The organism is Mesorhizobium sp. M1334, from assembly GCF_040317995.1.
Lineage (GTDB): Bacteria > Pseudomonadota > Alphaproteobacteria > Rhizobiales > Rhizobiaceae > Mesorhizobium.
On the sequence record NZ_JAMYLM010000002.1, the window covers coordinates 1 to 20,337 of the forward strand.

The following is a 20,337-nucleotide window of genomic DNA, read 5'->3' on the forward strand; positions in this document are numbered from 1 at the left end:
TGATTGCGGATTACCTCTGAAGTGATCCACCGCCGCACAACTTCGGCAATAACCTTCTGTTTGGCTTTATCGATTTCAGCCATGTTCGGGCCTGCATGCTTAAAAGGACCGAACTGCACCGCGAGCGGATTTGTTCCTTTGAATGATGGGCGGAATGTTTGGTAGAAATTTCTCAGCAGGGGATCGGATTACTGGCTCGCGCGAGGCCCCCCTGCCCTCTCGACCCTATAGAGCGCGCCTCGATCCGCCTTTGGTCCCACAACCCCGGATCGGTCGTCCCGACGTACACCTGAGGCCGAACCAATGGGCTGCCGGGAGGACTATTCGTGGAGGTCGAACGCGACTGACAGTCCGAAGGCCGGGGCCGCAGTGAGCAGTGACTATAAGGTAGACCAGCTCATCGTCAGCTTAGCGCGCTGTTTCCGCCCGGGTGGAGCTAGGCTGTCAGTTTAGTGAAGTCGTGGCGCCGCGCGCGAACATGTGCCAGCAAATTCGTTTCGTTTACGACCCCTGATTGAAAGAGATTCAGCGTGGTCGAGACCAGAATCTGACCGTCTATCGAAGTGCTGTACCATTTAGCGTCGGCGGTTATCTGGTCGACAACCCGCTGGCAAATCGCCCGATCTTTAGGTCTAAGGAACTGACTTTTCAGCGCTCGGAGCATCTCGATGCCTTTAAAGGGGAGTCACTTGTCTCCCACGCGACCACGCGTGGGTCTCCCGAGAATGGATACTAAACGCATCTGGACAGAAAATTGCCATTCGTTTGAGCGGTACCGATGCGGGGCGTTGGGTCGATGACGTGGTTGCGATCCCGGCCGCGGTACGGAGGCGGGTCACCGACGACCGCCTCAGGGATACACGCACTTCCTTAGGGGGCGGCCCAGCAGCTTGGGTTAGGGGGCCGCTTGGCCTGACCAGCGAGCGTTCGGGAATGCTCGACTGACTGGTTAGTACATTAGACAAATCTAATGTACTTGAACCATGCGAACGAAGTACGCGGCGGTAAGAAAGTGGCTGGCACGATTCACTTACCGCGCGCTTTTGCCTTGGGTTCTGGCGAGCTTTCTGACGGGTTTGCAGCCAATTTTGCAGATCGCCGATCTGTTACCCACAGGGACTTTTTCCTCGCCACCAAATCGTCACGATCGCCCTCAGCGGTCGCTCGGCTATGCATCGCAGCTGTGGCGTAGTCGGCTCTGTTGGTTCGATAGTCTTCTTTTTGGATAGTCATCGTTTGCTCCCAGTTTCATAGCCCCTCTTTTTGCCCTGGCGGGGAGATTAACTGCCGGTGCATTACGCGAGTCAATCGATTAAACGACCACCCCGCAGTCGCGAGGGGCGGGAAGCAAGCCGACAATTTTAACGTTGGAACGGCTTACAATGTGCCGGCAACACAGCCGCCCTTTCGTCGGTGTGCGTTGATCGCGTCCATGTTGCCCTTCAGCTCCCCGATACGAGCATGCGCTGAGGGCGGGACGAAGTCTATGTGCCTTGACGGCGGAATATAATCCTATTTTGTGGATGCCGCACCCTCGCCGACACGAAGCCGTTTCGGTCCTACGTCCTTCATCTACGACCGCATAAGATTGTCAACAATCTGTAAAAGTTTTGTTGACAGATAATTGATTTGAGCCTTGACTCACAAAAGTCCGCGTATCGGTCGAGTTCTGTCGCAACAATGCGCGGCCTCCAAAGGGGAAAGAACAATGATCAACAGACGTTCAATAATCACATTCGCCGCACTCGGCGCCGTCTCTGCGCTGGCAATCATGGCCGGCGGCACAATCACAGTGCAAGCCGCCAACAAGGAACTCAAGATCGGCTTTGTCGGCGTGACGAGTGGCGCGGCCGCTGCGTGGGGCACATCCAACGTCCGCTCGATGCAGACGCGCGCCGCCTGGATCAACGAAACCGGAGGTGTGAAGATTGGTGACGAGACCTATGACATCAAAATCGTCACCTTTGACGATCAGAAGGACCCGAAGCGGGCGATCGCCGGCATGGAGAAGATGGCCCAGGAGGGCATCCACTATGTCGTCGGTCCGAATGTCGACGACGGCGCGGCGGCGGTGCGTCCTGTGGCTGAATCCAAGGGCATCATCTATTTTCCCTACGCATTCCCGAAGGAACTCTACACCCCGCCGGCGTCCAACGCCGTGCTCGGCATGATCGCCAACTACCAGTCAGCTCCGGCGATCTACAAATATCTCATGGAAAACAGGGGCGTGAAAAAAGTTGCCTTTGTCGCCGCCAACGAATCCGATCCGCTGAGCCAGCGAGATGGCGGTGTTGCCGCGGCAAAGGCGCTCGGGCTTGAGGTTGTGGCTGCCACGGACGTCTACCAAAACGATACCCGCGACTTCACGCCGGTACTGACGCCGATCGTTTTGCAAAAACCGGACCTGCTGGTGCTTTCGGGTGTCGCGCCCGGCAATGCTCCGCTGCTGATCCGCGCCGCGCGCGAGCTCGGCTACGAAGGTCTGATCTCCACCGAAACGGCGCAGGATGCCAAGGTGCTGGAAGAGGGCGCGGGCGAGTTGGCCAACGGCTTCATCTCAGTCGGCGGCGCATCGACGCCCGAAATCGCGTCCGACATGATGAAGGAGTTCGTCGACCGCTATACGAAAATGTTCGGCGAATACAATGACGAGTCCAACACCAAGGTCTACGCGCTCGAATACATCATCGAGACGCTGAAGGCGAATCCGGCCGCGATCGACAATGTCGAGGAGTTCAAGAAGACGATCGACACTTTCTCGGCGCCCAATCCCTATCTGAAGGGCGATGCCAAGCTGACCTATGTCGGAATGACGTCGTTTGGCCAGAAGCGCCAGCTTTCGGTCCCGATGGTGGTCACGGAATACCGCGACGGCAAGTTCGAGACGCTCTTCGTCGCTCAAGTCGATTGACGCAATTGCACTGAAGCGGATTGCCGCAGAGGCTCGTGCATTCGCCTTGAGCCTCTGAATGGCCGGGAACCATCCTGATGGAACAAGTCATCGCCAACGGGCTTTATCTTGGTGCGCAATACGCCTTGATCGCGCTCGGTCTGACCCTGATCTTCGCTCTGATGAACGTGCTAAACTTTGCCCATGGGCAGATGTACGTTCTCGGTGGCTTCATCACCTACACAGTCTATGGCCAGCTCGGCATGCCTTTCGTCGTCGCGCTCGTCGCGTCCGGGATCACGCTGCTGGTCATTGGAGCGCTGGTCGAGAAATTCCTTTTCAGAACGGTGATTAGGCGAAGCGTGCGGGAGGAAAGTACGATGCTTCTCGCGGCGGCGGTCGCATTCTTCCTCGACGCCGTGATCCTCCTCCTGTTCGGCGAAAAGCAGCGCGGCGTGCCGAAGATCGTCAACGGCGTCTTCGTCTCCGACAGCCTCATAATGCCTTACGACCGGCTGCTGGTCGGCGCACTCGCCATACTGTTCATCGCCTCCTTCGTGCTTTTCATGCAGTACAGCAAGCCGGGACGCGCCATGCGGGCGCTGGCGCAGGACCGGGTCGCGGCACAGCTTATGGGCGTCGAGGTCGACCGCTATTCGATGATCGGCTTTGCGCTCGGCGCCATGCTTGCCGGCATAGTCGGCGGGCTGCTGGTCGCCATCACCGGCGTCAATTCGGGCATCGGCGGGCCGATCTCGATCAAGGCGTTCTTGATGGTGATGATCGGCGGCGCCGGCGTGGTCAGCGGAGCGATCGCCGGCGGCTTCATCCTCGGCATGATGGAATCGGTCGGCCTGACGGTGCTACGCCAATATGGCGACGTCACTTATCTCGTCATCTTCGCCGCGCTGATGGTGTTCCTGAGCATCCGCCCGAACGGGCTCATGGGCAAGCCGTGGGGGTGATCGACATGAAGCGTACACGCAACATCCTCGGCGTCGCTGTCTTCCTGCTGGTCGTACTCATCGGCGTGCCCTGGCTGATCGAGGCGACGGGTCGGCTCGACCTCTACTACACGCTGACTTCGGTCGCGCTGCTCAGCATCGCCAGCGCCGGGGTGTGGGTGACTTTCTACATCGGCCGCATCAATATCGGCCAGGGTGCCTTCGCGCTTATGGGCGGCTATGTTTCGGCCATCCTTGTCGTCCAGTATGGTGTGTCGTTCTGGCTGACACTGCCGCTGGCTGGGCTATTCTGCGCCGCTGCAAGCGTGCTGATCGGGCTGCCCATCCTCAGGCTTCGCGGCGTCTATTTCGCCATGGTCACGCTGGTTTTGACCGAAGTGGCGCGGCTGCTCGCACTGGCACTGCCGATCACCAACGGAGCCAAGGGCATGGTCAGCATTCCGCTCCCCGGCGGCATCTCGATATTCGGGCTGACCATCCTTCCGGATTTCGCGACGCTCGCCAATCCGCGTCCCGCCTTCTATCTGGTGTCGGTTGTGCTGATGGTGCTGTGCTTTGCAGCGCTCTACCGCCTAGTCCATTCGCGCATCGGCAAACTCTGCCAGTCGTTGCAGCAGAACGAGGAACTGGCCTCCTCGATCGGCGTCAATATCGCCTATCTGCGCGTCATCGCCTACGCCATCTCCTCGTTCCTCGGCGGTCTCGGCGGCGCGATGTTCGTCGCCATCTCTCAGTCGATCTATCCGTCCAGCTTCACCGTCACCGACTCGGTGAACTTCATGCTGAACTGCTTCCTCGGCGGGCTCAGCTACGTCTTCGGGCCGATGATCGGCACCTTCGTGCTCTATTTCGGCTGGGATTTCCTGTTCGAGACCGGCGAGTTCCAGTTGCTGATCTTCTCGTCGGTGCTGATCGCGCTGATGCTGTTCCTTCCCAACGGCCTGCTCAGCCTCCGGCTGTTCGGCAAGAAGCAGGGCTAGGACCATGACTGACCTTCTCCAGATCAAGGCAGTGACCAAACGCTTCGGCGGGCTGGTCGCGGTCAACAATGTTTCCTTCGCGGTCCGCGAACGCGAGATCCTTTCCGTCATCGGCCCCAACGGCGCCGGCAAATCGACGCTGTTCAAGCTGATTTCCTCTTTTCTCAATCCGACCTCGGGCGAAGTGCTGTTCCGGGGAGAGCGGATTTCAGGCCTGGCGCCGCATATCGTCGCCCGGAAGGGCGTCGTGCGCACGTTCCAGGAGACGACGATCTTCAAGGGCATGACGGTGCGCGACAATGTCATAATCGCGCATCACCTGCGTTCCAGTGCCAGCCTTGCCGGCTTCTATCTCGGCACGAATACCGCACGGCGCGACGAAGATGAATTCGGCCGCTCGGCCGACGAGATCATCGACTTCCTCGGTCTCGGCGCGCAACGGCATGAGATCGCCAGCACGCTGCCGCACGGCCATCTGCGCGCGCTCGGGATTGCCATCGGGCTCGCCACGAATCCGACCGTGCTTCTACTCGACGAGCCCTTCGCCGGCATGAACCATGACGAAACCGTGCGCACGGTGGAGATGGTGCGCGGCGTGCGGAAGCGCGGCGTGACTGTCCTGCTGGTCGAGCACGATATGCCCGCCGTCATGAACATTTCCGACCGAATCGTCGTCCTGAACTTCGGTGTGAAAATCGCCGAGGGAACGCCGAAGGAAATCCAGGAGAACGAAAAGGTCATCGAGGCCTACCTCGGCGCCGAAGATGAGACGATCGGATTTTAGCCATGAGCGAACTGCTGAAAGTCTCCGACGTCGAACTCTACTACGACCATGTCTATGCACTGAAGGGTGTATCGCTCAACGTCAACGAGGGCGAGACCGTCGCGCTAATCGGCGCGAACGGCGCGGGCAAATCTTCGATCCTGCGCGCCATCACCGGCCTGAAGAAGGTCCGCAGCGGCGAGATTCATTTCCAGGGCCACCGCATCGACGGAACGCGCCCTGACGAGCTGGTCAGGATGGGCATCGCCATGGTGCCGGAGGGTCGGCGCGTCTTTTCCTACATGACGGTGCGCGACAATCTGATGATGGGCGCCTTCACCCGCATCGACAAGGCCGAAATCGCAAGGACGCTGGACATGGTGCTCGGGCGCTTCCCGCGCCTGAAGGAACGCTATTCCCAGACGGCGGGTACGATGAGCGGCGGCGAACAGCAGATGCTGGTGATCGGGCGGGCGCTGATGGCCAAACCGAAGCTTCTGCTGCTCGATGAACCCTCGCTCGGCGTCGCGCCGAAGCTCGTTCAGGACATCGCCCGCTCCATCGTGGCGATCAATCGCGACGAAAAGGTCAGTGTTCTCTTGGTCGAGCAGAATTCGCGCATGGCGCTGCGCATCTCGCAGCGCGCCTACGCACTGACGACCGGAAAGATCGCGCTGGCCGGACATTCGGCTGAGCTGCTTGGCGACGACCGGGTCAAGAAACTCTATCTCGGCGGCGAAATATGAAAGCGCAAATGGACGTACTCGTCGTCAATCCCAACACCACCGCGTCCATGACCGAAAAGATCGGCGAGGCGGCGCGCCTTGCGGCTTCGGCCGGCACCAGGATCATCGCCGTCAATCCGAAGGACGGGCCGCCGAGCGTCGAAGGCTATTTCGACGAGGTCTTCGCCATCCCGGGAATGATCGGCGAGATCCTGAGACATCCGGCGGCGAGCGCCTGCGTCATCGCCTGCTTCGACGACACCGGCCTCGACGCAGTACGCTGCGTCGGCGAGATGCCGGTGGTCGGCATCGGCGAAGCGGCGTTTCACATGGCGAGCCTGATTGCCGGCAAGTTCAGCGTGGTGACGACGCTGTCGCGTTCGGTGCCGGCAATCGAGCACAATCTGGTGCGCTACGGCCTCGCCAGCCGCTGCGCCAGGGTGCGGGCAAGCGACGTTCCCGTTCTGGAGCTCGAAGTGCCCGGCTCCAACGCCCGCCATCGAATTTCGGAGGAGATCGAGCGCGCCATCCGCGACGACCGGGCCGAAGCGATTGTGCTGGGATGCGCCGGCATGGCCGACCTCGCCGCCGCGCTCAGCCGCGAACATAGCCTTCCCGTGCTCGACGGCGTCGCCTGCGCAGTAAAACTCTGCGAGAGCCTCGTCGGCCTTGGCCTGTCGACCTCAAAGCGCGGCGGCTACCAGGTTCCACTCGAAAAATCCTTCGCCGGAATCTTTGCGCCCTTTTCGCCCTCCGGCCGTGTATCCTGATGCGTGCAAAATTGTTGACATTCCCACACAGGATGTTCGATGTGCGGCCGGAAACGCGGTGTTCGTGCCGCTATGCGATCCGGCCGCCGGGACAATGAGACGATGGACCTGCTTGGGCCAAAGCCACGGGATGGCGACAAGCCGACGATGCGCTGGTTTCCGGTCTATGCCGGCCTGCGCGACGCCATCGTCAGCCACCGCCTCGCACCGGGCACAAAACTACCCGAGGACGAACTCGCCTCGATCTATTCGGTGAGCCGCGCGGTGATACGCGCGGCGCTGCAGGCGCTGTCGCATGACCGCTTGGCTCGGCTCGAGCCGAACCGCGGCGCGTTCGTCGCCCAGCCGACCAAGCAGGAAGCGCGCGAGGTCTTCGAGGCGCGGGCGCTGATCGAGCCCAAGGTCGCGGCGCTTGCCGCCGAAGTGGCAAAGCCGGCCGAGATCGCGCAACTGCGGCTTCATCTCGAAAAAGAGCACGAGGCCCTGCATGCCGGCCGCGACAGCGACGCCATCATGCTGTCGGCAAAATTCCATGTCGGCATAGCCGAAATCGCCGGCCATTCTATCCTGACCGGTTTCGTCAAAGACCTGCTGTCGCGGTCGTCGCTGATCATCGCGCTCTACTGGCGCCGCCGCGACACCACCTGCGAAAGCCACGCCCATCACGCCCTCGTCGATGCCATCGAAAAGCACGACGCACAAAACGCGTCCGACCTGATGCGAAGCCATCTCGTCGAACTTCTGTCCGGCCTTGATCTGTCGCTTGGCGAGAAGAAGCCCGAGAGCCTGTCGGACATCTTGCGCTGATCTGCGCTGTCAAACTCTTCGCCAAGCTTCGCATTGCAGATGTCGTCGCGATGCTGGACGAATATCGGATCACCCGCAACCGACACCGGCCAACGAAGCTCGCGCGTAAGTGGCCGCTCTCAAAGCTAGTAAAGCCGAAGTGCCATACTTGATCGCCCCCGATCGGGCGCTCACGGCGAAGCCAGGATGCACGTCACCCCGCAATCCTGACTTGGCGCCTACCCCTGAAACGTCCCAATGCGACATTTCTACTTGCCAGCAACGCGACATTCGAACTTGGTTGCAACATGATCCCAGGTTGATTGGCGATCCTGCCCCCGGTCCACCCGGTTCCGAAACGGCACTATGCGCCATCTTGGGACGTTCAATGCGGCGGGGAACTTCGCGATCCGACCCTTCTTCCCGACCTTGACAGCCAAGTGCAATATGCGCCAGTTGCGTCTTCGGTCGTTGCAAGCCGTTGACACGATATGATTCAGCATTGTTGGGCGGTAGCCCGAGGATTGAAGCCGATATTCGCCTCGCTGGAATGTCTAATGCGACGCCGTCATGATCCTTCCGGCCCCGTCGAGCGACGCTGCCAAAGCCGGTGACGCCAATGCAGGTGATGAGGTCAGGCTAGATCAGTGCAGCAGATCCGCCCGGCGACTTTTCTTTTTGCGGCCCGAGCCCTGCGGGACATGGGCGACGGCTTCGTGGCCGTTCTGTTGCCGGTCTATCTCCTCGCATTAGGCTTCGCGCCTCTGCAGGTCGGCATCATTGCAACCGCATCGCTGCTCGGTTCAGCGCTCTTGACCATCGCCGTCGGACTCCTTGGTGCCCGACACGATCACCGCCAACTCCTGCTTGCCGCCGCCAGTCTGATGGTCGCCACGGGTGTGGCCTTTGCTGTGGTCCACGACTACGCGCTGCTTTTGGTGATCGCCTTCGCAGGCACCATCAACCCGTCGGCCGGCAGCGTCAGCGTATTCGTGCCCTTAGAGCATGCCGTGCTCACACGCGAAGTCACCGACGCCGCGCGGACCAAGATGTTCGCGCGCTACAGCCTTGTGGGTGCGCTCGCAGCCGCGGTTGGCGCGCTCGCTTCGGCGACACCTGATCTTCTGGCTCCAGCCGGCCTCGATCAACTCACCGGCATCAAGGCGATGTTCGTGCTCTATGCGTTGCTGGGCCTGCTCGGCGGTCTCCTTTACGCGCAGATCCCGCAGCGCCGTCCAACGTCGGACTCCGGCAGCACGTCCGCGCTTGGCCCCTCGCGGAATATCGTTTTCAGGCTTGCGGCCCTTTTTAGCCTTGATGCCTTTGCCGGCGGCTTCCTCGTCCAGTCGCTGCTTGTCCTGTGGCTTTTTGAAAAATTCGACCTGTCGCTTTCGGAAGCGGGCTTTTTCTTCTTCTGGTCCGGCATCCTTTCGGCGTTCTCATTCCCCGTTGCCGCCTGGCTGTCGCGGCACATCGGACTCATCAACACGATGGTGTTCACACACATTCCGTCCAGCATCGCCCTGATGCTGGCGGCGCTTGCGCCGACGCTCCCTCTGGCGCTCGCCCTGCTGCTGATCCGTGCCGCGCTTTCGCAGATGGACGTCCCGACGCGCTCATCTTACGTCATGGCCGTCGTCACGGCGGCGGAGCGGGCAGCCGCCGCGAGCTTCACATCGGTCCCGCGCAGTTTGGCTGCCGCAGCCAGTCCCGCCCTGGCGGGCGCTCTGTTCGCTGCCTCGTTCCGGGCATGGCCCTTCCTGATCTGCGGCGCACTCAAAATCATTTATGATCTGCTGCTGCTGATGCAGTTCCAGAACGTCAAGCCGCCAGAGGAACGCTGATATTTGGGTTGCTTGACCGGGAGGGGTCAATGGCGAAGGCAAATGTTGGAAAGGTCGTCGATCATTTCGGCTCTGACTCCGGACTTGTTGAATGCCTAATGTGACCCGACATCCTCGACGCGATGCCTGCAGACCATCACCCGCAGCGCAGCAGACAACGAAAGTCTCCGCTGGGTTCGACCGATCAGGCCGGCCGTGCTTTGTAAAAGCGGCACCAACCATCGGGGCTGATTTCACCCGCGACAATCTCGCTTGCATTTCGGCTCCACGGGTGCATCCGCCGCAGCGGCGACCCTTGTTTGGAACATCCTGACAAAGCGTCATAGGCTTTGGGGTGGCGCCGCGCGCCGCAGGCTGACCTGTCATGCAGGAAGCAAGCCCACCTGCACCTGCAATCGCCCGCGCCGGTCATCGACACCTTAAGAAGTTTCCGGCGAGACAGCGCTTGGCCTGTTGTGCCGACCCGCAATTACCTCACCACGATCTTCTTTAATGATCTTTCCTCCCAATCGAACCCAAAGAAGCGCCGAGTGCTGATCAGATCGATTGAGGTACTCGATCAGATCACTCTTTTCCTGATCGGTCAGAGCAAGGCCGAGATAGCCGTCATAGTGCTCCTTCTGCGCAAGACGTCGATCGGTTCCACTCCTCCTGCCAGGGGCCGATCAAGTTTAAGGACCGACGTCTCCACCCGGCTCCAGGTCTATTTCTATAAAACCGTGCGTCACCGTCCTGCTTCCTTGATCCCTTGCCTTCCCTTACAATCCCTTCCGGATACAGAGGAGTTCCGCCATGAGCGAAGACGCCGTCAACATGTCGATCCGCAAGTTCCTGAAGGAAGTCGGCGTCACCTCTCAGCGCAAGATCGAGGAGACGGTGCGCGAAGGGCAAATCGGCGGCAAGAAGCTGAAGGTCCGCATGACGCTGACGGCGGAAGGCACCGGCCTCAACCACGTGGTGGACGGCGAGATCGAACTTCCATAAGCGGGGCGAAGCGACCTAGCGAAACGGCCGAGGCGGCCGAAAGCGGTCGAGACGGATCAGCGGTTGGAATGGCGTCTGGCCGGGTGGATGTAGTACCGTTCACCCCACGCTCTTGCGACTCTGACGGAACGCGAAAGACCGACCCTTTCCAGTCGTTGGTTCAACGAATCTATGGAGGCGCCCGACGAGGATATGCGGTTGTCGAGGAACCGGGCCGACGTATCGTCGCGGAGGAACTTGATCGGAACGGCGATGTGCTACCCTGGGTTGACGCGGCGGCGTTCGCCCGCCGCGCCGTTACGTGAAGCGGCCGGCGACCGTCTCCAACGCCGGTTGCCCGTTTGAAACTCGAGCGCCGCCGCAGCATCGATTTGATCTGTCGCCGGCGCGCAGCCTCTCCAGCGCCTCCCATTCGCCATGAACCATTTCCAAGGCTGGCAGGCTAATTTCGATGGGGCGCACCTCGTCCACTCTGGCGCCCGATCCCATATCGCTTTGCCCACAACGAATGGTCCTGTCATCGCGGCCAGCGTAGTCGGCCGCTGATTTGATATCCCGCAGTTCATCGGGCCGCATCAGGACGGATCGAGGAGGCGCCCTGTTTCTGGCGCTGTTTTGACAGGGAGCGCCTTGGTCATTCGGCCCATCTCGCTTTTTGTCGCGGCTGCAAAGACGGCCGGGCCATTTTGGCAGCGCTCATCACTGATAGAGGAACGGCGGCACCCCGTTTCGCCCGATATCAGGGAACGATACCGCCCCCCATGCATTAGAAACTGATGGACACTATGGAACCCCACGGCCACGGGATAGCGGCCGATATTTTGACATCGGAAGTTGCCATTGCCAGGCAGCGCATCCATCGGACCGAGGTCGCGCTTCAACGCACTGAAGAAATGCTGGCCGAGAATCTCGCGCGGCGCAGCAGGATTCGAACTGCGGTCGAGGCCGCAGACCGCTTGGTGAAGATCGATCCTCCCAGCTTTGAAGGGCGTCGCCCAGGTTGAATTGGGCCGGCGCTTCATTCGTCGCGCCCCACCGGCCACCGGCGCCACCACTCAAACACGGCGGCAACCATGTCCACAGACGGCGAGCGCGGTTCATCGTGGGCGGACTGATGCTCGGCCAGGAACCGATCGTCGTCCGGCCGACGGCTTCAGCGACGTGGGCCAGCGGTTGGTCGATCCAGGCCGCGGCGGAGCGATCGGTCGACGTCATGCCGACGGCTCGGTGTCGGGAATGCTCGGGGCGGCGGTGGGTAGTGGTACACTCGCCGGAAAGGTCGGCAATTGGCGCGTTGTGCCGGTTCGGAACCGGGTGGACCTGGGGAGAACCGTCAATCAACCTTCGGTCTGTTACACTTCTCCGAAGCTGACGTTCGCGGTGCGGCCCGGAATGCCACCGAACCTGCCGACATCATAGCCACGCCTCGAGTAGAGGCTTCGTCTCGAGCACCTCGGCACGGTTCTGTTCGCGCGATAGAAGCTGCGGTTGGCGATTGAGCAGCATGGAATCGCCGAATTCATGCGCGCGGTATCGATACGCGGTGAAGGCTGCGGAGGCCTTAGCGAGCAGAGCATCGTCGGCAAAGGCGCGCAGGAGCTCGAAATGGCTTTCGCCGGGCTGGTGGACGCCTGTGAGAATCGCATCGACCACGCGAAGCCGCGTGCCCCGCGCGATGCACCCTGTCGCAATGCCATTTCCGGCACGCACATTGCCGCCGGGATTGGCGGCTGCCTCAAGTGCGCGCACTACGCTCGTGCCGATCGCAATGATGCGGCTGCCGCGCAGCTTCGCCCGCGCGACCTGCGCCGCGGTGCGCCCAGGGATGCGGTATGGCTCGTCGAAGGGAAGGCGCGAGTCGAGCGCGGGATCGCCGGTGGAAGACACGCCCGCAGCATGCGTGAGTGTTGCAAAGCCAACGTCGTGCCGACGCCAGGCTTGGAGCGTGCGCCAGTCGAGCGCGAAGCCTGCCGACGGCGCCTCGAACGCGACCGGCCCGGCGGCAATCTTCGTCCAAACATCCCACAGTGCCAACGGCTCGGGAACATGCGCGTATTGGACCGGCCGGCCGTGCTGCGCCAGTCCTGCAAGCACTGCTGCGCGGTTGCCTGGGAAGTGCAACTCGAGAAGGCGTGGATGGTCGAGAAGGCGCTCGACGACGGCGTCAAGCGAGCCGAGCCGGAGGCGATCGCCTGGTGACAGCGGAGGTGGAGGCAGCCGGTCTTCCGTGCGCGTGCGGTGATCGCCCGAGCCGAAGGCAATCGCCACGAAACGGGTTGGATCGGGAAGTGACAGCCAACCCGCCAGGCGGATCTCGATCGCCTCACCGCTTGGGACATGCGTGCCGTGCAAGCTGGCAGGCAAGGTCGCGGCGTCATTGGCGACGACCTGATCGCTGGGACCGAACAGCGTCGCGATTCCAGCGCGCGGCAGGTCGCGCATGGTGCCGTCCGCCTCGACGACCAACAGCCTGGCTTTGCGCCGATCGGGACGGTCGGCGGCAATCATGCGCATGCCCCGGCGTGAAGCGTAGCGCGGACCTGTAACGCGTCGATCATCTTTTCGATGATCTCGGCAGCAGCCAGCTCGGGGCGTTTCAATGTAGACGGATCGGCGTTAGGAAGCGCTAGCGCGTGCAGCGGGGTGTCCATGTCACCAGGGTCGGGTGCGAGGAGCCGTATGCCGTCAGCTTTCGCCTCCTCCTCCCAAATCGCCGTCAGATGGGCAAGAGCGGCCTTGCTCGCCCCATACGCGCCCCAGCCGGGATAGGCGTTCACCGCCGCGTCGCTGGAGATGTTGATCACCATCGCGCCACGGCCCTCGCGTGCGGACGCGGCAAGCGCACCGAACAGGGCCTTCGTCAGCCGGAACGCGCCGACCAGGTTGACCGCGAGCGCCACTTCCAGCTCCTCGCACTCAGTATCTGCGAGGAGCGCCAGCGGGACAGGGCCGAGGCTCGAGGCATTGTTGATCAGGACGTCGAGCCCGCCGAGGCTGGCAGTGACCTGTAGCGCGATCGAGTAGGTGTCCTCCTTCTTGCCGACGTCGCCGACAATGCCGTGCGCGCCCGTCTCGTCAGCGATGCGTTCGACATTCGCGGCGGTGCGAGCGACGAAGGCCACGCACGCACCCTGCGCGGTCAGCTGCCGCACAAGCGCCATTCCGAGCCCGGAGGTGCCGCCCGTGACCGCCACGCGAAGTCCTTGAAGATCAATATTCGACTGCATTACCGGTGCTCCTTCAAGCTTTATGGCCCTTGCTACAAGTTCAAGTTAACTTGAAGTCAAGCGGGAATCGTGCTTTCGTTCATGCATGGATTCCATGCTGACCATCTCCGACGTGTCGCGGCGCAGCGGCGTCGCCTCATCGGCCCTGCGCTTCTACGAGGAGCGCGGGCTGATCGCGTCCGAGCGGGCCGGCTCGGGACACAGACGCTATCCGCGATCCGTGCTGCGCCGGATCGCCTTCATCGTCTTCGCGCAGCGAATTGGGCTGACGCTTGAGGAGATCGGCGCCGAGCTCGCCAAGTTGCCAGCCGATCGCGTGCCGTCGCGTCGGGATTGGTCGCGGTTGTCGGGCCAGTGGACTAAGCGCATCGACCAGCGCATCGCCGAGTTGCAGCGCCTGAGGTCCGGGCTTACCGAGTGCATCGGTTGCGGCTGTCTGTCGATCGACCGGTGTAGCCTTGCGAACCCTGCCGATATGGCAGGACGCAAGGGGCCGGGGCCGAGGTATTGGCTGGGGTGAGTTGGCAGCCAAGTGCGAGACGCTGCTGCCCTGTAACGTTCAGCGGGATATTGTTCGTCGCTGACTTTCTCCATCCACTCGACGGCCTTGCCATCAAGTGCTTGCGTCGTCCTGCCAGACGGTCGTTCCTTCTAAAAACGCGGCTGCATTTCAGCGGGCCAAGCGAAATGGGGAAATACGTCGAACTGCTCCGGGTGCGGCAGTCATCAACCTCTTCAGTCCCGCCCGAAACGTTTGAGTATTGGAGCCGTTGCGCGTTGGCACAGGCTGACCGGATTGATCCGGCGGTTGGGGAACCTTTCCAATCGTTGGTTGATCGGCCGAACGGTACTGCATTCGGTGCCGCATGACCCAAGGCTCTACGTTAAGTATCCGAATTTTTCAGCTTTTTCGGCGCGGTTCGTCCCATCCATCATCGTCCCGACTCGCAATTTCGAGTTCGTGGTTGCTCGATCTCGATTTGCTCTCAGGCCGCTTGCCGACGATAGCAAAAGAACGCCTCTTCGATAGTGGGTCTTGCGATGTAGCGGTCTCCCGCTACCAAGAATTTCTCAAAGTAAACTTGACAATCGGCTAGCCCTTAAAGCTGGCCGATTGTGTTTCGCGGCATGTTGCAAGCAGCTACCGGTGATTTGCAAGGATTTCCTGCGACACTCGGCAAATCCACGCGACACGCGCGCGACATGGATTGACCTCTTCAGGAACCGGCTTCGAACCTGGCCTGGCAGCTTGGTTCATCTCGTTATGCTTGCCACCGAGGCCGCGCGAGCGAACTTGCTGACACGTGGCTACTGGTGCCCGCTCCAAAGTGTCGGCATTGAGTTTCTGTATGACTGCCCTAGGCGCAAAGCAGCCATGCCGCCGTCGTATGTGAGACTCTGCTTCGGGTCACAAGAAAAACACCAGCCTCTACGACTCGTCCCTCTCATCGCGCAAATTAGACACAACGCGGCGGTTCTGCGACCTGCAGGCGGTGTCGGGGCAGTCACGGACGAGCCTGTCCTTGCCGTAGCCCTTGGCCCACATGCGGTTGCGGTCTATGCCGCCGGCGGCGAGGTAATCCATCACCGCATCGGCGCGCTGCTGTGACAGCGCCATTTCACTTGCGCCGGGATCGTCGGCGAAACCCTGCAGCTTGAGCAGCCAGCGCGGATGCTTTGCTAACCAGGCGATCTGGGTGTCGAGGGTGGCCTTGGCGACAGAATCGAGCGCGGCCGAACCTTGCGTGAAATAGGTGCGGCGGCCGACATTGAGGATAAAATCCTCCTCGCTGCCAGGCTGCACGTTCTGGAAGCCGGCAACCTCGGTGTTAGTGATGTCAGGCGTGGAAGGGGCGAGCGTGTTGCTGGTCGAGCAGGATGCGACCAGCATCAGCAGGCCGGCAGCGAGCAGCCGGCGCGTGTTTTCAATTATACGGTTCATGACGCGCCAATCATTCGACAGTGGTGGAAGCGGGCGCCTGGTCGGCGATGTGCGGCAGGACCTGCACCGCGGTGCCGATCGGGCAGCGCTGGTAGAGGTCGATGATGTCTTCCGGGAACATGCGGATGCAGCCGCTGGAAGCGTCGGTGCCGATGCTCCATGGCTCCAGCGTGCCATGCAGGCGGTAGCCGGTGTCGGCGCCGTCGCGGTGCAGATAGAGCGCGCGCGGCCCGAGCGGATTGTTGGACGCGCCGCCTGCGATCATGGGCGGTAGTTCCGGCCTGCGCTTACGCATTTCGGGGGGCGGGACCCAATCCGGCCACAGCGCGCGGCGGTCGATCGTCGCGCGGCCGTACCATTTGAAGCCGTCCTTACCGACGCCGACGCCGTAGCGGATGGCGGTCTTGTTTTCCATGATGACGTAGAGGAAATGGTGGCGGGTATCGACCACGACGGTGCCGACCGGCTCACTGCTGAAATACTTGACGATCTGGCGATGCCATCTCTTGTCGATCTTGGCGAAGTTGGTCTTGCGATAGACAAAATTGTTGTCGCTGGCGATACCCGCGAAAAAGGATTTTGCCGCCGCGGCTTGAGCAATATTGCTGGTTGCACCCACCGCGACCAGCGCCAGGCCGCCGAGCACGACACCCCTGCGTGACAAAACCATCGGCAATATCCCCCATGCCAAAAGCCTAGCTCAACCATAGTTGAGAATTATTTCGCCTCAAAGTGGAAAATGCCGCGTTGCTGCAGTCCGCCGGAAGCGGACTGGCGGGGAGGTGAATAGCTGCCATTCCAGCACTCCGCTGTACGCGCCCGCCGGTGCCGCAACGAAGCTGCGCCGAGTTAGCCTTGAGCACGTATGTGCATGGCGGAGACGAGCCAAATCCCGCCGTCGACTTTGGTGATTCCGAACCTCTGGCCGGCAGCGTTGCCTAGTCCGAAATGGTTACTTGCGCTGCAGCTAATGTAGTTACATTCTTGGGCAGTCGGAAGCCGCATGGACTGGTCAGGCGCGAGTAACCTCTTCGCCGGCGTCTCAGGGCAGTCGACCACACGTTTGCGGTGCTCTAAGGGGGAATCAATGAGATTGGCGATTATTTGTGCGGCAATGGTGATTGCCGTATCCACCGCCGCCGTTGCGCACGAGAAAAAGAGGCTGGTCAACACAGCGTCGGCCTGCGCCGACCTGTCGGGCAGCACGATCAAGAAAACCACGGAAACAAAGCTGGATCGCAGTTCAACCGGAACTGTCTCCAGCGGGATTTCGAAAGGCAAATCGGAGCCGCGCCTGGGCTATGAAATGGTTAATCCTGCGATCATATCGATCTATTAGCTGCGGAAAAGCAGGCAAGTCTATCGGCGTCCAGGCTACGCAGGCTTGATCCTGCGGGACAGAAGTTGCCACTGCCTGCGCTCAATGTTTGATGCGGTCGCGCAGTGCGTACCAAAGCATGCCGAGCACGTGGAGCGGGCCGCTCAGCGCCGTGCCGCCGGGGAACGGCAGCGTCGACAGGATCACCCCTTGCCCGAATAGCCATGCGCAAAATAGACCTCGCCGTAGCGACCGACATGCGGCAGGCGCGGTGTCGTCACCTGGCATTTGCATCGAGTCGCAGCCGAATGACGTCATATCGGGCGTGGCGCTGTAGCCGAAGGCTGAGCTCGTACTCAGAAAGGCACCTGCGCTCAACGGCCATTCGCCCGGCGGACCCGCCAGATGACGTTACCGACGTCGTCGGCGACGAGCAGTGCGCCAGTCTGATCGATAGCAACGCCGACCGGACGGCCCATCGCCTCGCCATTACGCCCGATGAAGCCAGTGAGCACATCTTTCGGAGGACCGCTCGGTTTGCCGCCACGGAAGGGCACGAAGATCACCTTGTAGCCGCTATGCACGCTTCTATTCCACGAGCCGTGCTGGCCGACGAAGGCGCCGTTGCCGTAGGCCGGACCGAGCCGGGCGCCTTTGGAGAAGGTCAGTCCCAGCGAGGCGGTATGAGAGCCCAGGGCGTAATCGGGCTTGATCGCCGTCGCCACGAGATCGGGGCGCTGCGGCTTGACGCGTTCGTCGACGTTCTGTCCGTAGTAGCTGTAGGGCCAGCCGTAGAAGGCGCCGTCACGAACCGAGGTCATGTAATCCGGCACGAGGTCGTCGCCGATCTCGTCACGCTCGTTCACGGCGACCCAAAGCTCGCCAGTTTCAGGATTCCAGGAGAGCCCGTTCGGGTTGCGCAGGCCCGAGGCGAAGACCCGAGTACGACGGCTCGACCGATCCACTTCAAGGACAGCCGCGCGGTTCTTCTCCGCGGCTATGCCGTTTTCTCCAACGTTGCTGTTGGAACCAACGGTGACATAGAGCTTGCGTCCATCGGGACTTGCGATCACGTCCTTGGTCCAATGATGGTTGAGGTCCCCGGCCGGCAAGTCGATGATCTTTTCCGGCGACGTGCCGGCTCGGGTCTGGCCGTTGGAGTAGGGGAAAGCGACGAGCGCGTCGGTATTCGCGACAAAGAGCTTGCCTTTGGACAGCGTCATGCCGAAGGGCGAATTGAGGCCTCCCGCGAACGTCGTGCGCACATCCGCAATGCCATCGCCATCTGTGTCGCGCAGGAGCGTGATGCGGTTAGCACTTTTGGTCGCGGCGCCGGCCCGCTTCATAGCCAGGTCCATGAAGACCTTTCTGAGACTAAAGCCTTCGTCATGCTTGGCAGGGGCATTGGTTTCAGCAACCAGCACGTCGCCGTTCGGAAGCACATGCAGCCAGCGCGGATGGTCGAGGCCGGTGGCGAAGGCGTTCACTGTCAGCCCCTTCGCCGGGGTCGGCATACCTCCTTTCTGCCAGCCTTTCGCCTCGGCGATGTTAACAGTCGGGATCAGCGTCGGTCTTGGTTTCGGTAAGGTGGGGTTGGGGCCATAGCCGGTTATTGCCCCGGTTTTTTGCGCCGGCCCGGTTTTTTGCGCCGGAATACCGACGCAGCTCGCCATGACGGCTCCCAATACCGCCACGAGTACGCTTCCTCGGAAGCCGGCATGCATCGGACGTCCTCCGCATGGATCTGTGTCGCGCTCTTTGTGCAAACGGAAGTCAGTGGCTTATTCTTCCAATTGCTTCGAAACAGCGGCGCGTGATCCGAGGGCCAGGAATTCGCGACAGATCTGCTCTCGGTAGAAATATGGCGCGAGGAGATTGTGGCAACCGCCCGAATATCTGTCGCGCGATATGAATCTCACATTCGTATCGCGCGAAATCGATACGGCTTGCGCTTTTCGGTATCGAGTTGCTCATGGGCCAACATGCGTTGGAATGGAACGAGACCGTGAACGGCGGGACCCACAATGACCCACCGATTGCACTGGCTGGTGAAACAGCTGTTGTCGCTGCTTAGCAAGGCGCTGCAAATCTGCTAAAGTCTGCGATGGGAGGAGACGGATATCCAATCGCTGCCGATAGCACATCCAAGTGTAGCGAAGGCGACACCCGGCGCATCACTTCCGCTCGCCTATTCCCTCGCGACGCTCTGCTGGCTCCTGTCGGCCGGCGTCTATATCGCCGCCAAGTGGGTTGCCCCCGAGATGCCGCCCTGGGCGCTCTGCTTCTGGCGGCTGACGCTTGCCTGCGCGATCCTGCTGCCTATCGTCCATCGTCATCACGGGGCGATGCTCGTGCTGATCCATTCCCGGGTGATCGAGGTGCTGGTCATCGGCGCCATCGGGCTGACCTTGTGTCAGGGCATGATCTACACGGGCCTCAACTACACCAACGCGACAACCGCCGGCATCATCATGGCGCTGTCGCCGATCATGACGATGGTGCTTGCCCGCTTCGTGCTCGGCGAGCCCCTCGGTGTCTGGAAAGCGCTTGGAGCGCTGGTCGCTCTGGCCGGGATGGTGCTGATCGTGGCGCGCGGCGACCTTGCTGCGCTGATGCAGCTGCAGTTCAATCCCGGCGAGTTGTGGATCGTCGGCAGCGCGTTTTGCTGGGGCCTCTACACCGTGCTGCTGCGTCGAGCCAAATTCGCTATCGAGCTTCTGCCGATGGTGGTCCTGCTGCTGGGAGCCGGCGCGCTGGCCGCACTGCCCCTTTATCTCTGGGAACTGTTTTCCGGGGATCGTTCGGCGCTGCATGCGAACGGCCTGCTGGCCCTCGCCTATGTTGCTGGCCCGGGCGGCGCTCTGATGTACTATCTCTACAACCGTAGCGTCGAGACGCTTGGCGCCGGGCGCGCCAGCATGCTGCTCTATCTGCAGACCGCCTTCGTCGCCGTTCTCGCTTATCTGTTCCTCGGCGAAAGCTTGCACGACTACGATCTCGCCGGCGCCGCCCTCATCATCGCCGGCCTGCTGCTCGCCACCGCGATCAAGCCGAGGCAGCGCACGGTGCGTGTCGCGTAGTGAACCTCAGCACCGCCGCTGCGGCCAGCAACTCGTAAGTCTTTGACAGTCCTTTCGGCCGGT

The 20,337-nt window shown here is 61.4% G+C and carries 20 protein-coding genes and 2 pseudogenes; 13 read left to right on the top strand and 9 right to left on the bottom strand.

The window, feature by feature from the left end; genetic code table 11:
- Nucleotides 1-1,026 precede the first annotated feature (1,026 nt).
- The gene (locus NKH17_RS03485; protein ID WP_352647446.1) at nt 1,027-1,233 is read right to left on the bottom strand and encodes a hypothetical protein; all 207 of its coding nucleotides are present in this window, start codon (nt 1,231-1,233) and stop codon (nt 1,027-1,029) included.
- Nucleotides 1,234-1,708: 475 nt separating this feature from the next.
- Between NKH17_RS03485 and NKH17_RS03490 the strand changes: the two genes are divergently transcribed.
- The 10 genes and pseudogenes from NKH17_RS03490 to NKH17_RS03535 all read left to right on the top strand — a co-directional run.
- On the top strand, nt 1,709-2,911 hold the full coding sequence (locus tag NKH17_RS03490) for an ABC transporter substrate-binding protein (protein ID WP_352478408.1): 1,203 nt from the start codon (nt 1,709-1,711) through the stop codon (nt 2,909-2,911).
- Nucleotides 2,912-2,988: 77 nt separating this feature from the next.
- Nucleotides 2,989-3,855, top strand: a complete 867-nt coding sequence (locus tag NKH17_RS03495; protein ID WP_352478406.1) for a branched-chain amino acid ABC transporter permease — start codon at nt 2,989-2,991, stop codon at nt 3,853-3,855.
- 5 nt (nt 3,856-3,860) lie between these two features.
- Nucleotides 3,861-4,835, top strand: coding sequence for a branched-chain amino acid ABC transporter permease (locus NKH17_RS03500; RefSeq protein WP_352506249.1), 975 nt, complete (start codon nt 3,861-3,863; stop codon nt 4,833-4,835).
- Between the two features lie 4 nt (nt 4,836-4,839).
- On the top strand, nt 4,840-5,619 hold the full coding sequence (locus NKH17_RS03505; RefSeq protein WP_352800090.1) for an ABC transporter ATP-binding protein: 780 nt from the start codon (nt 4,840-4,842) through the stop codon (nt 5,617-5,619).
- A gap of 2 nt (nt 5,620-5,621) precedes the next feature.
- Nucleotides 5,622-6,344, top strand: a complete 723-nt coding sequence (locus NKH17_RS03510) for an ABC transporter ATP-binding protein (protein WP_352478401.1) — start codon at nt 5,622-5,624, stop codon at nt 6,342-6,344.
- Between the two features lie 8 nt (nt 6,345-6,352).
- A complete protein-coding gene (locus NKH17_RS03515) occupies nt 6,353-7,093 on the top strand; it encodes an aspartate/glutamate racemase family protein (RefSeq protein ID WP_352896956.1) in 741 nt (246 codons plus the stop codon).
- 102 nt (nt 7,094-7,195) lie between these two features.
- Nucleotides 7,196-7,900, top strand: a complete 705-nt coding sequence (locus tag NKH17_RS03520; RefSeq protein WP_352478397.1) for a GntR family transcriptional regulator — start codon at nt 7,196-7,198, stop codon at nt 7,898-7,900.
- Between the two features lie 680 nt (nt 7,901-8,580).
- Nucleotides 8,581-9,723, top strand: a complete 1,143-nt coding sequence (locus tag NKH17_RS03525; protein ID WP_352737024.1) for an MFS transporter — start codon at nt 8,581-8,583, stop codon at nt 9,721-9,723.
- A gap of 792 nt (nt 9,724-10,515) precedes the next feature.
- Nucleotides 10,516-10,707 carry a DUF6494 family protein gene (locus tag NKH17_RS03530; RefSeq protein ID WP_023679340.1) on the top strand — a complete coding sequence of 64 codons (192 nt, stop codon included), beginning with the start codon at nt 10,516-10,518 and terminating at the stop codon, nt 10,705-10,707.
- A 155-nt stretch (nt 10,708-10,862) separates the two neighbouring features.
- A pseudogene (locus tag NKH17_RS03535) lies at nt 10,863-11,006 on the top strand (AAA family ATPase); the annotation flags it as partial.
- Here the strand turns inward: NKH17_RS03535 and NKH17_RS03540 are convergent.
- From NKH17_RS03540 to NKH17_RS03555, 4 genes are all read right to left on the bottom strand, one after another.
- On the bottom strand, nt 11,005-11,283 hold the full coding sequence (locus tag NKH17_RS03540) for a hypothetical protein (RefSeq protein ID WP_352702913.1): 279 nt from the start codon (nt 11,281-11,283) through the stop codon (nt 11,005-11,007). The pseudogene NKH17_RS03535 and the gene NKH17_RS03540 sit on opposite strands and share 2 nt — an antisense overlap.
- Nucleotides 11,283-11,729: a hypothetical protein gene (locus NKH17_RS03545; protein ID WP_352896958.1), complete on the bottom strand. Its 447-nt coding sequence runs from the start codon at nt 11,727-11,729 to the stop codon at nt 11,283-11,285. The genes NKH17_RS03540 and NKH17_RS03545 overlap by 1 nt, the downstream gene beginning before the upstream one ends.
- Before the next feature lie 391 nt (nt 11,730-12,120).
- On the bottom strand, nt 12,121-13,215 hold the full coding sequence (locus NKH17_RS03550; RefSeq protein WP_352896960.1) for an S-adenosylmethionine:tRNA ribosyltransferase-isomerase: 1,095 nt from the start codon (nt 13,213-13,215) through the stop codon (nt 12,121-12,123).
- The gene (locus tag NKH17_RS03555; RefSeq protein ID WP_352896962.1) at nt 13,212-13,934 is read right to left on the bottom strand and encodes an SDR family NAD(P)-dependent oxidoreductase; all 723 of its coding nucleotides are present in this window, start codon (nt 13,932-13,934) and stop codon (nt 13,212-13,214) included. Before NKH17_RS03555 ends, NKH17_RS03550 begins: the two co-directional genes overlap by 4 nt.
- 85 nt (nt 13,935-14,019) lie before the next feature.
- Between NKH17_RS03555 and soxR the strand changes: the two genes are divergently transcribed.
- Nucleotides 14,020-14,454, top strand: coding sequence for a redox-sensitive transcriptional activator SoxR (gene soxR / locus NKH17_RS03560; protein WP_352896964.1), 435 nt, complete (start codon nt 14,020-14,022; stop codon nt 14,452-14,454).
- Between the two features lie 909 nt (nt 14,455-15,363).
- Here soxR and NKH17_RS03565 read toward each other — a convergent pair.
- A complete protein-coding gene (locus NKH17_RS03565) occupies nt 15,364-15,876 on the bottom strand; it encodes an OmpA family protein (RefSeq protein WP_352896966.1) in 513 nt (170 codons plus the stop codon).
- A gap of 10 nt (nt 15,877-15,886) precedes the next feature.
- Complete coding sequence (locus NKH17_RS03570; protein WP_352896967.1) at nt 15,887-16,546, bottom strand: L,D-transpeptidase; 660 nt, start codon at nt 16,544-16,546, stop codon at nt 15,887-15,889.
- A 417-nt stretch (nt 16,547-16,963) separates the two neighbouring features.
- On the opposite strand from NKH17_RS03570, the gene NKH17_RS03575 reads away from it, so the two are divergent.
- On the top strand, nt 16,964-17,215 hold the full coding sequence (locus NKH17_RS03575; RefSeq protein ID WP_352896969.1) for a hypothetical protein: 252 nt from the start codon (nt 16,964-16,966) through the stop codon (nt 17,213-17,215).
- Nucleotides 17,216-17,296: 81 nt separating this feature from the next.
- Here the strand turns inward: NKH17_RS03575 and NKH17_RS03580 are convergent.
- Nucleotides 17,297-17,475 (bottom strand): annotated as a pseudogene (locus NKH17_RS03580) (FAD-dependent oxidoreductase); the annotation flags it as partial.
- Nucleotides 17,476-17,568: 93 nt separating this feature from the next.
- Entirely contained in the window at nt 17,569-18,918 is a 1,350-nt protein-coding gene (locus tag NKH17_RS03585; protein WP_352896971.1) for a PQQ-dependent sugar dehydrogenase, read from the bottom strand.
- A gap of 396 nt (nt 18,919-19,314) precedes the next feature.
- Here NKH17_RS03585 and NKH17_RS03590 point away from each other — a divergent pair, with 396 nt between their 5' ends.
- Nucleotides 19,315-20,274 carry a DMT family transporter gene (locus NKH17_RS03590; protein WP_352897126.1) on the top strand — a complete coding sequence of 320 codons (960 nt, stop codon included), beginning with the start codon at nt 19,315-19,317 and terminating at the stop codon, nt 20,272-20,274.
- Nucleotides 20,275-20,337: the final 63 nt, after the last annotated feature.

What these genes read in the sequence shown, in the direction of transcription:
- NKH17_RS03585 (WP_352896971.1), bottom strand. Translation starts at nt 18,918, where the DNA reads ATGCATGCCGGCTTCCGAGGAAGCGTACTCGTGGCGGTATTGGGAGCC.
- NKH17_RS03505 (WP_352800090.1), top strand. Translation starts at nt 4,840, where the DNA reads ATGACTGACCTTCTCCAGATCAAGGCAGTGACCAAACGCTTCGGCGGG.
- NKH17_RS03525 (WP_352737024.1), top strand. Translation starts at nt 8,581, where the DNA reads ATGGGCGACGGCTTCGTGGCCGTTCTGTTGCCGGTCTATCTCCTCGCA.
- NKH17_RS03555 (WP_352896962.1), bottom strand. Translation starts at nt 13,934, where the DNA reads ATGCAGTCGAATATTGATCTTCAAGGACTTCGCGTGGCGGTCACGGGC.
- NKH17_RS03515 (WP_352896956.1), top strand. Translation starts at nt 6,353, where the DNA reads ATGGACGTACTCGTCGTCAATCCCAACACCACCGCGTCCATGACCGAA.
- NKH17_RS03575 (WP_352896969.1), top strand. Translation starts at nt 16,964, where the DNA reads ATGAGATTGGCGATTATTTGTGCGGCAATGGTGATTGCCGTATCCACC.
- NKH17_RS03485 (WP_352647446.1), bottom strand. Translation starts at nt 1,233, where the DNA reads ATGACTATCCAAAAAGAAGACTATCGAACCAACAGAGCCGACTACGCC.
- NKH17_RS03510 (WP_352478401.1), top strand. Translation starts at nt 5,622, where the DNA reads ATGAGCGAACTGCTGAAAGTCTCCGACGTCGAACTCTACTACGACCAT.
- soxR (WP_352896964.1), top strand. Translation starts at nt 14,020, where the DNA reads ATGGATTCCATGCTGACCATCTCCGACGTGTCGCGGCGCAGCGGCGTC.
- NKH17_RS03550 (WP_352896960.1), bottom strand. Translation starts at nt 13,215, where the DNA reads ATGATTGCCGCCGACCGTCCCGATCGGCGCAAAGCCAGGCTGTTGGTC.
- NKH17_RS03490 (WP_352478408.1), top strand. Translation starts at nt 1,709, where the DNA reads ATGATCAACAGACGTTCAATAATCACATTCGCCGCACTCGGCGCCGTC.
- NKH17_RS03565 (WP_352896966.1), bottom strand. Translation starts at nt 15,876, where the DNA reads ATGAACCGTATAATTGAAAACACGCGCCGGCTGCTCGCTGCCGGCCTG.
- NKH17_RS03545 (WP_352896958.1), bottom strand. Translation starts at nt 11,729, where the DNA reads ATGAAGCGCCGGCCCAATTCAACCTGGGCGACGCCCTTCAAAGCTGGG.
- NKH17_RS03530 (WP_023679340.1), top strand. Translation starts at nt 10,516, where the DNA reads ATGAGCGAAGACGCCGTCAACATGTCGATCCGCAAGTTCCTGAAGGAA.
- NKH17_RS03540 (WP_352702913.1), bottom strand. Translation starts at nt 11,283, where the DNA reads ATGCGGCCCGATGAACTGCGGGATATCAAATCAGCGGCCGACTACGCT.
- NKH17_RS03495 (WP_352478406.1), top strand. Translation starts at nt 2,989, where the DNA reads ATGGAACAAGTCATCGCCAACGGGCTTTATCTTGGTGCGCAATACGCC.
- NKH17_RS03570 (WP_352896967.1), bottom strand. Translation starts at nt 16,546, where the DNA reads ATGGTTTTGTCACGCAGGGGTGTCGTGCTCGGCGGCCTGGCGCTGGTC.
- NKH17_RS03500 (WP_352506249.1), top strand. Translation starts at nt 3,861, where the DNA reads ATGAAGCGTACACGCAACATCCTCGGCGTCGCTGTCTTCCTGCTGGTC.
- NKH17_RS03520 (WP_352478397.1), top strand. Translation starts at nt 7,196, where the DNA reads ATGGACCTGCTTGGGCCAAAGCCACGGGATGGCGACAAGCCGACGATG.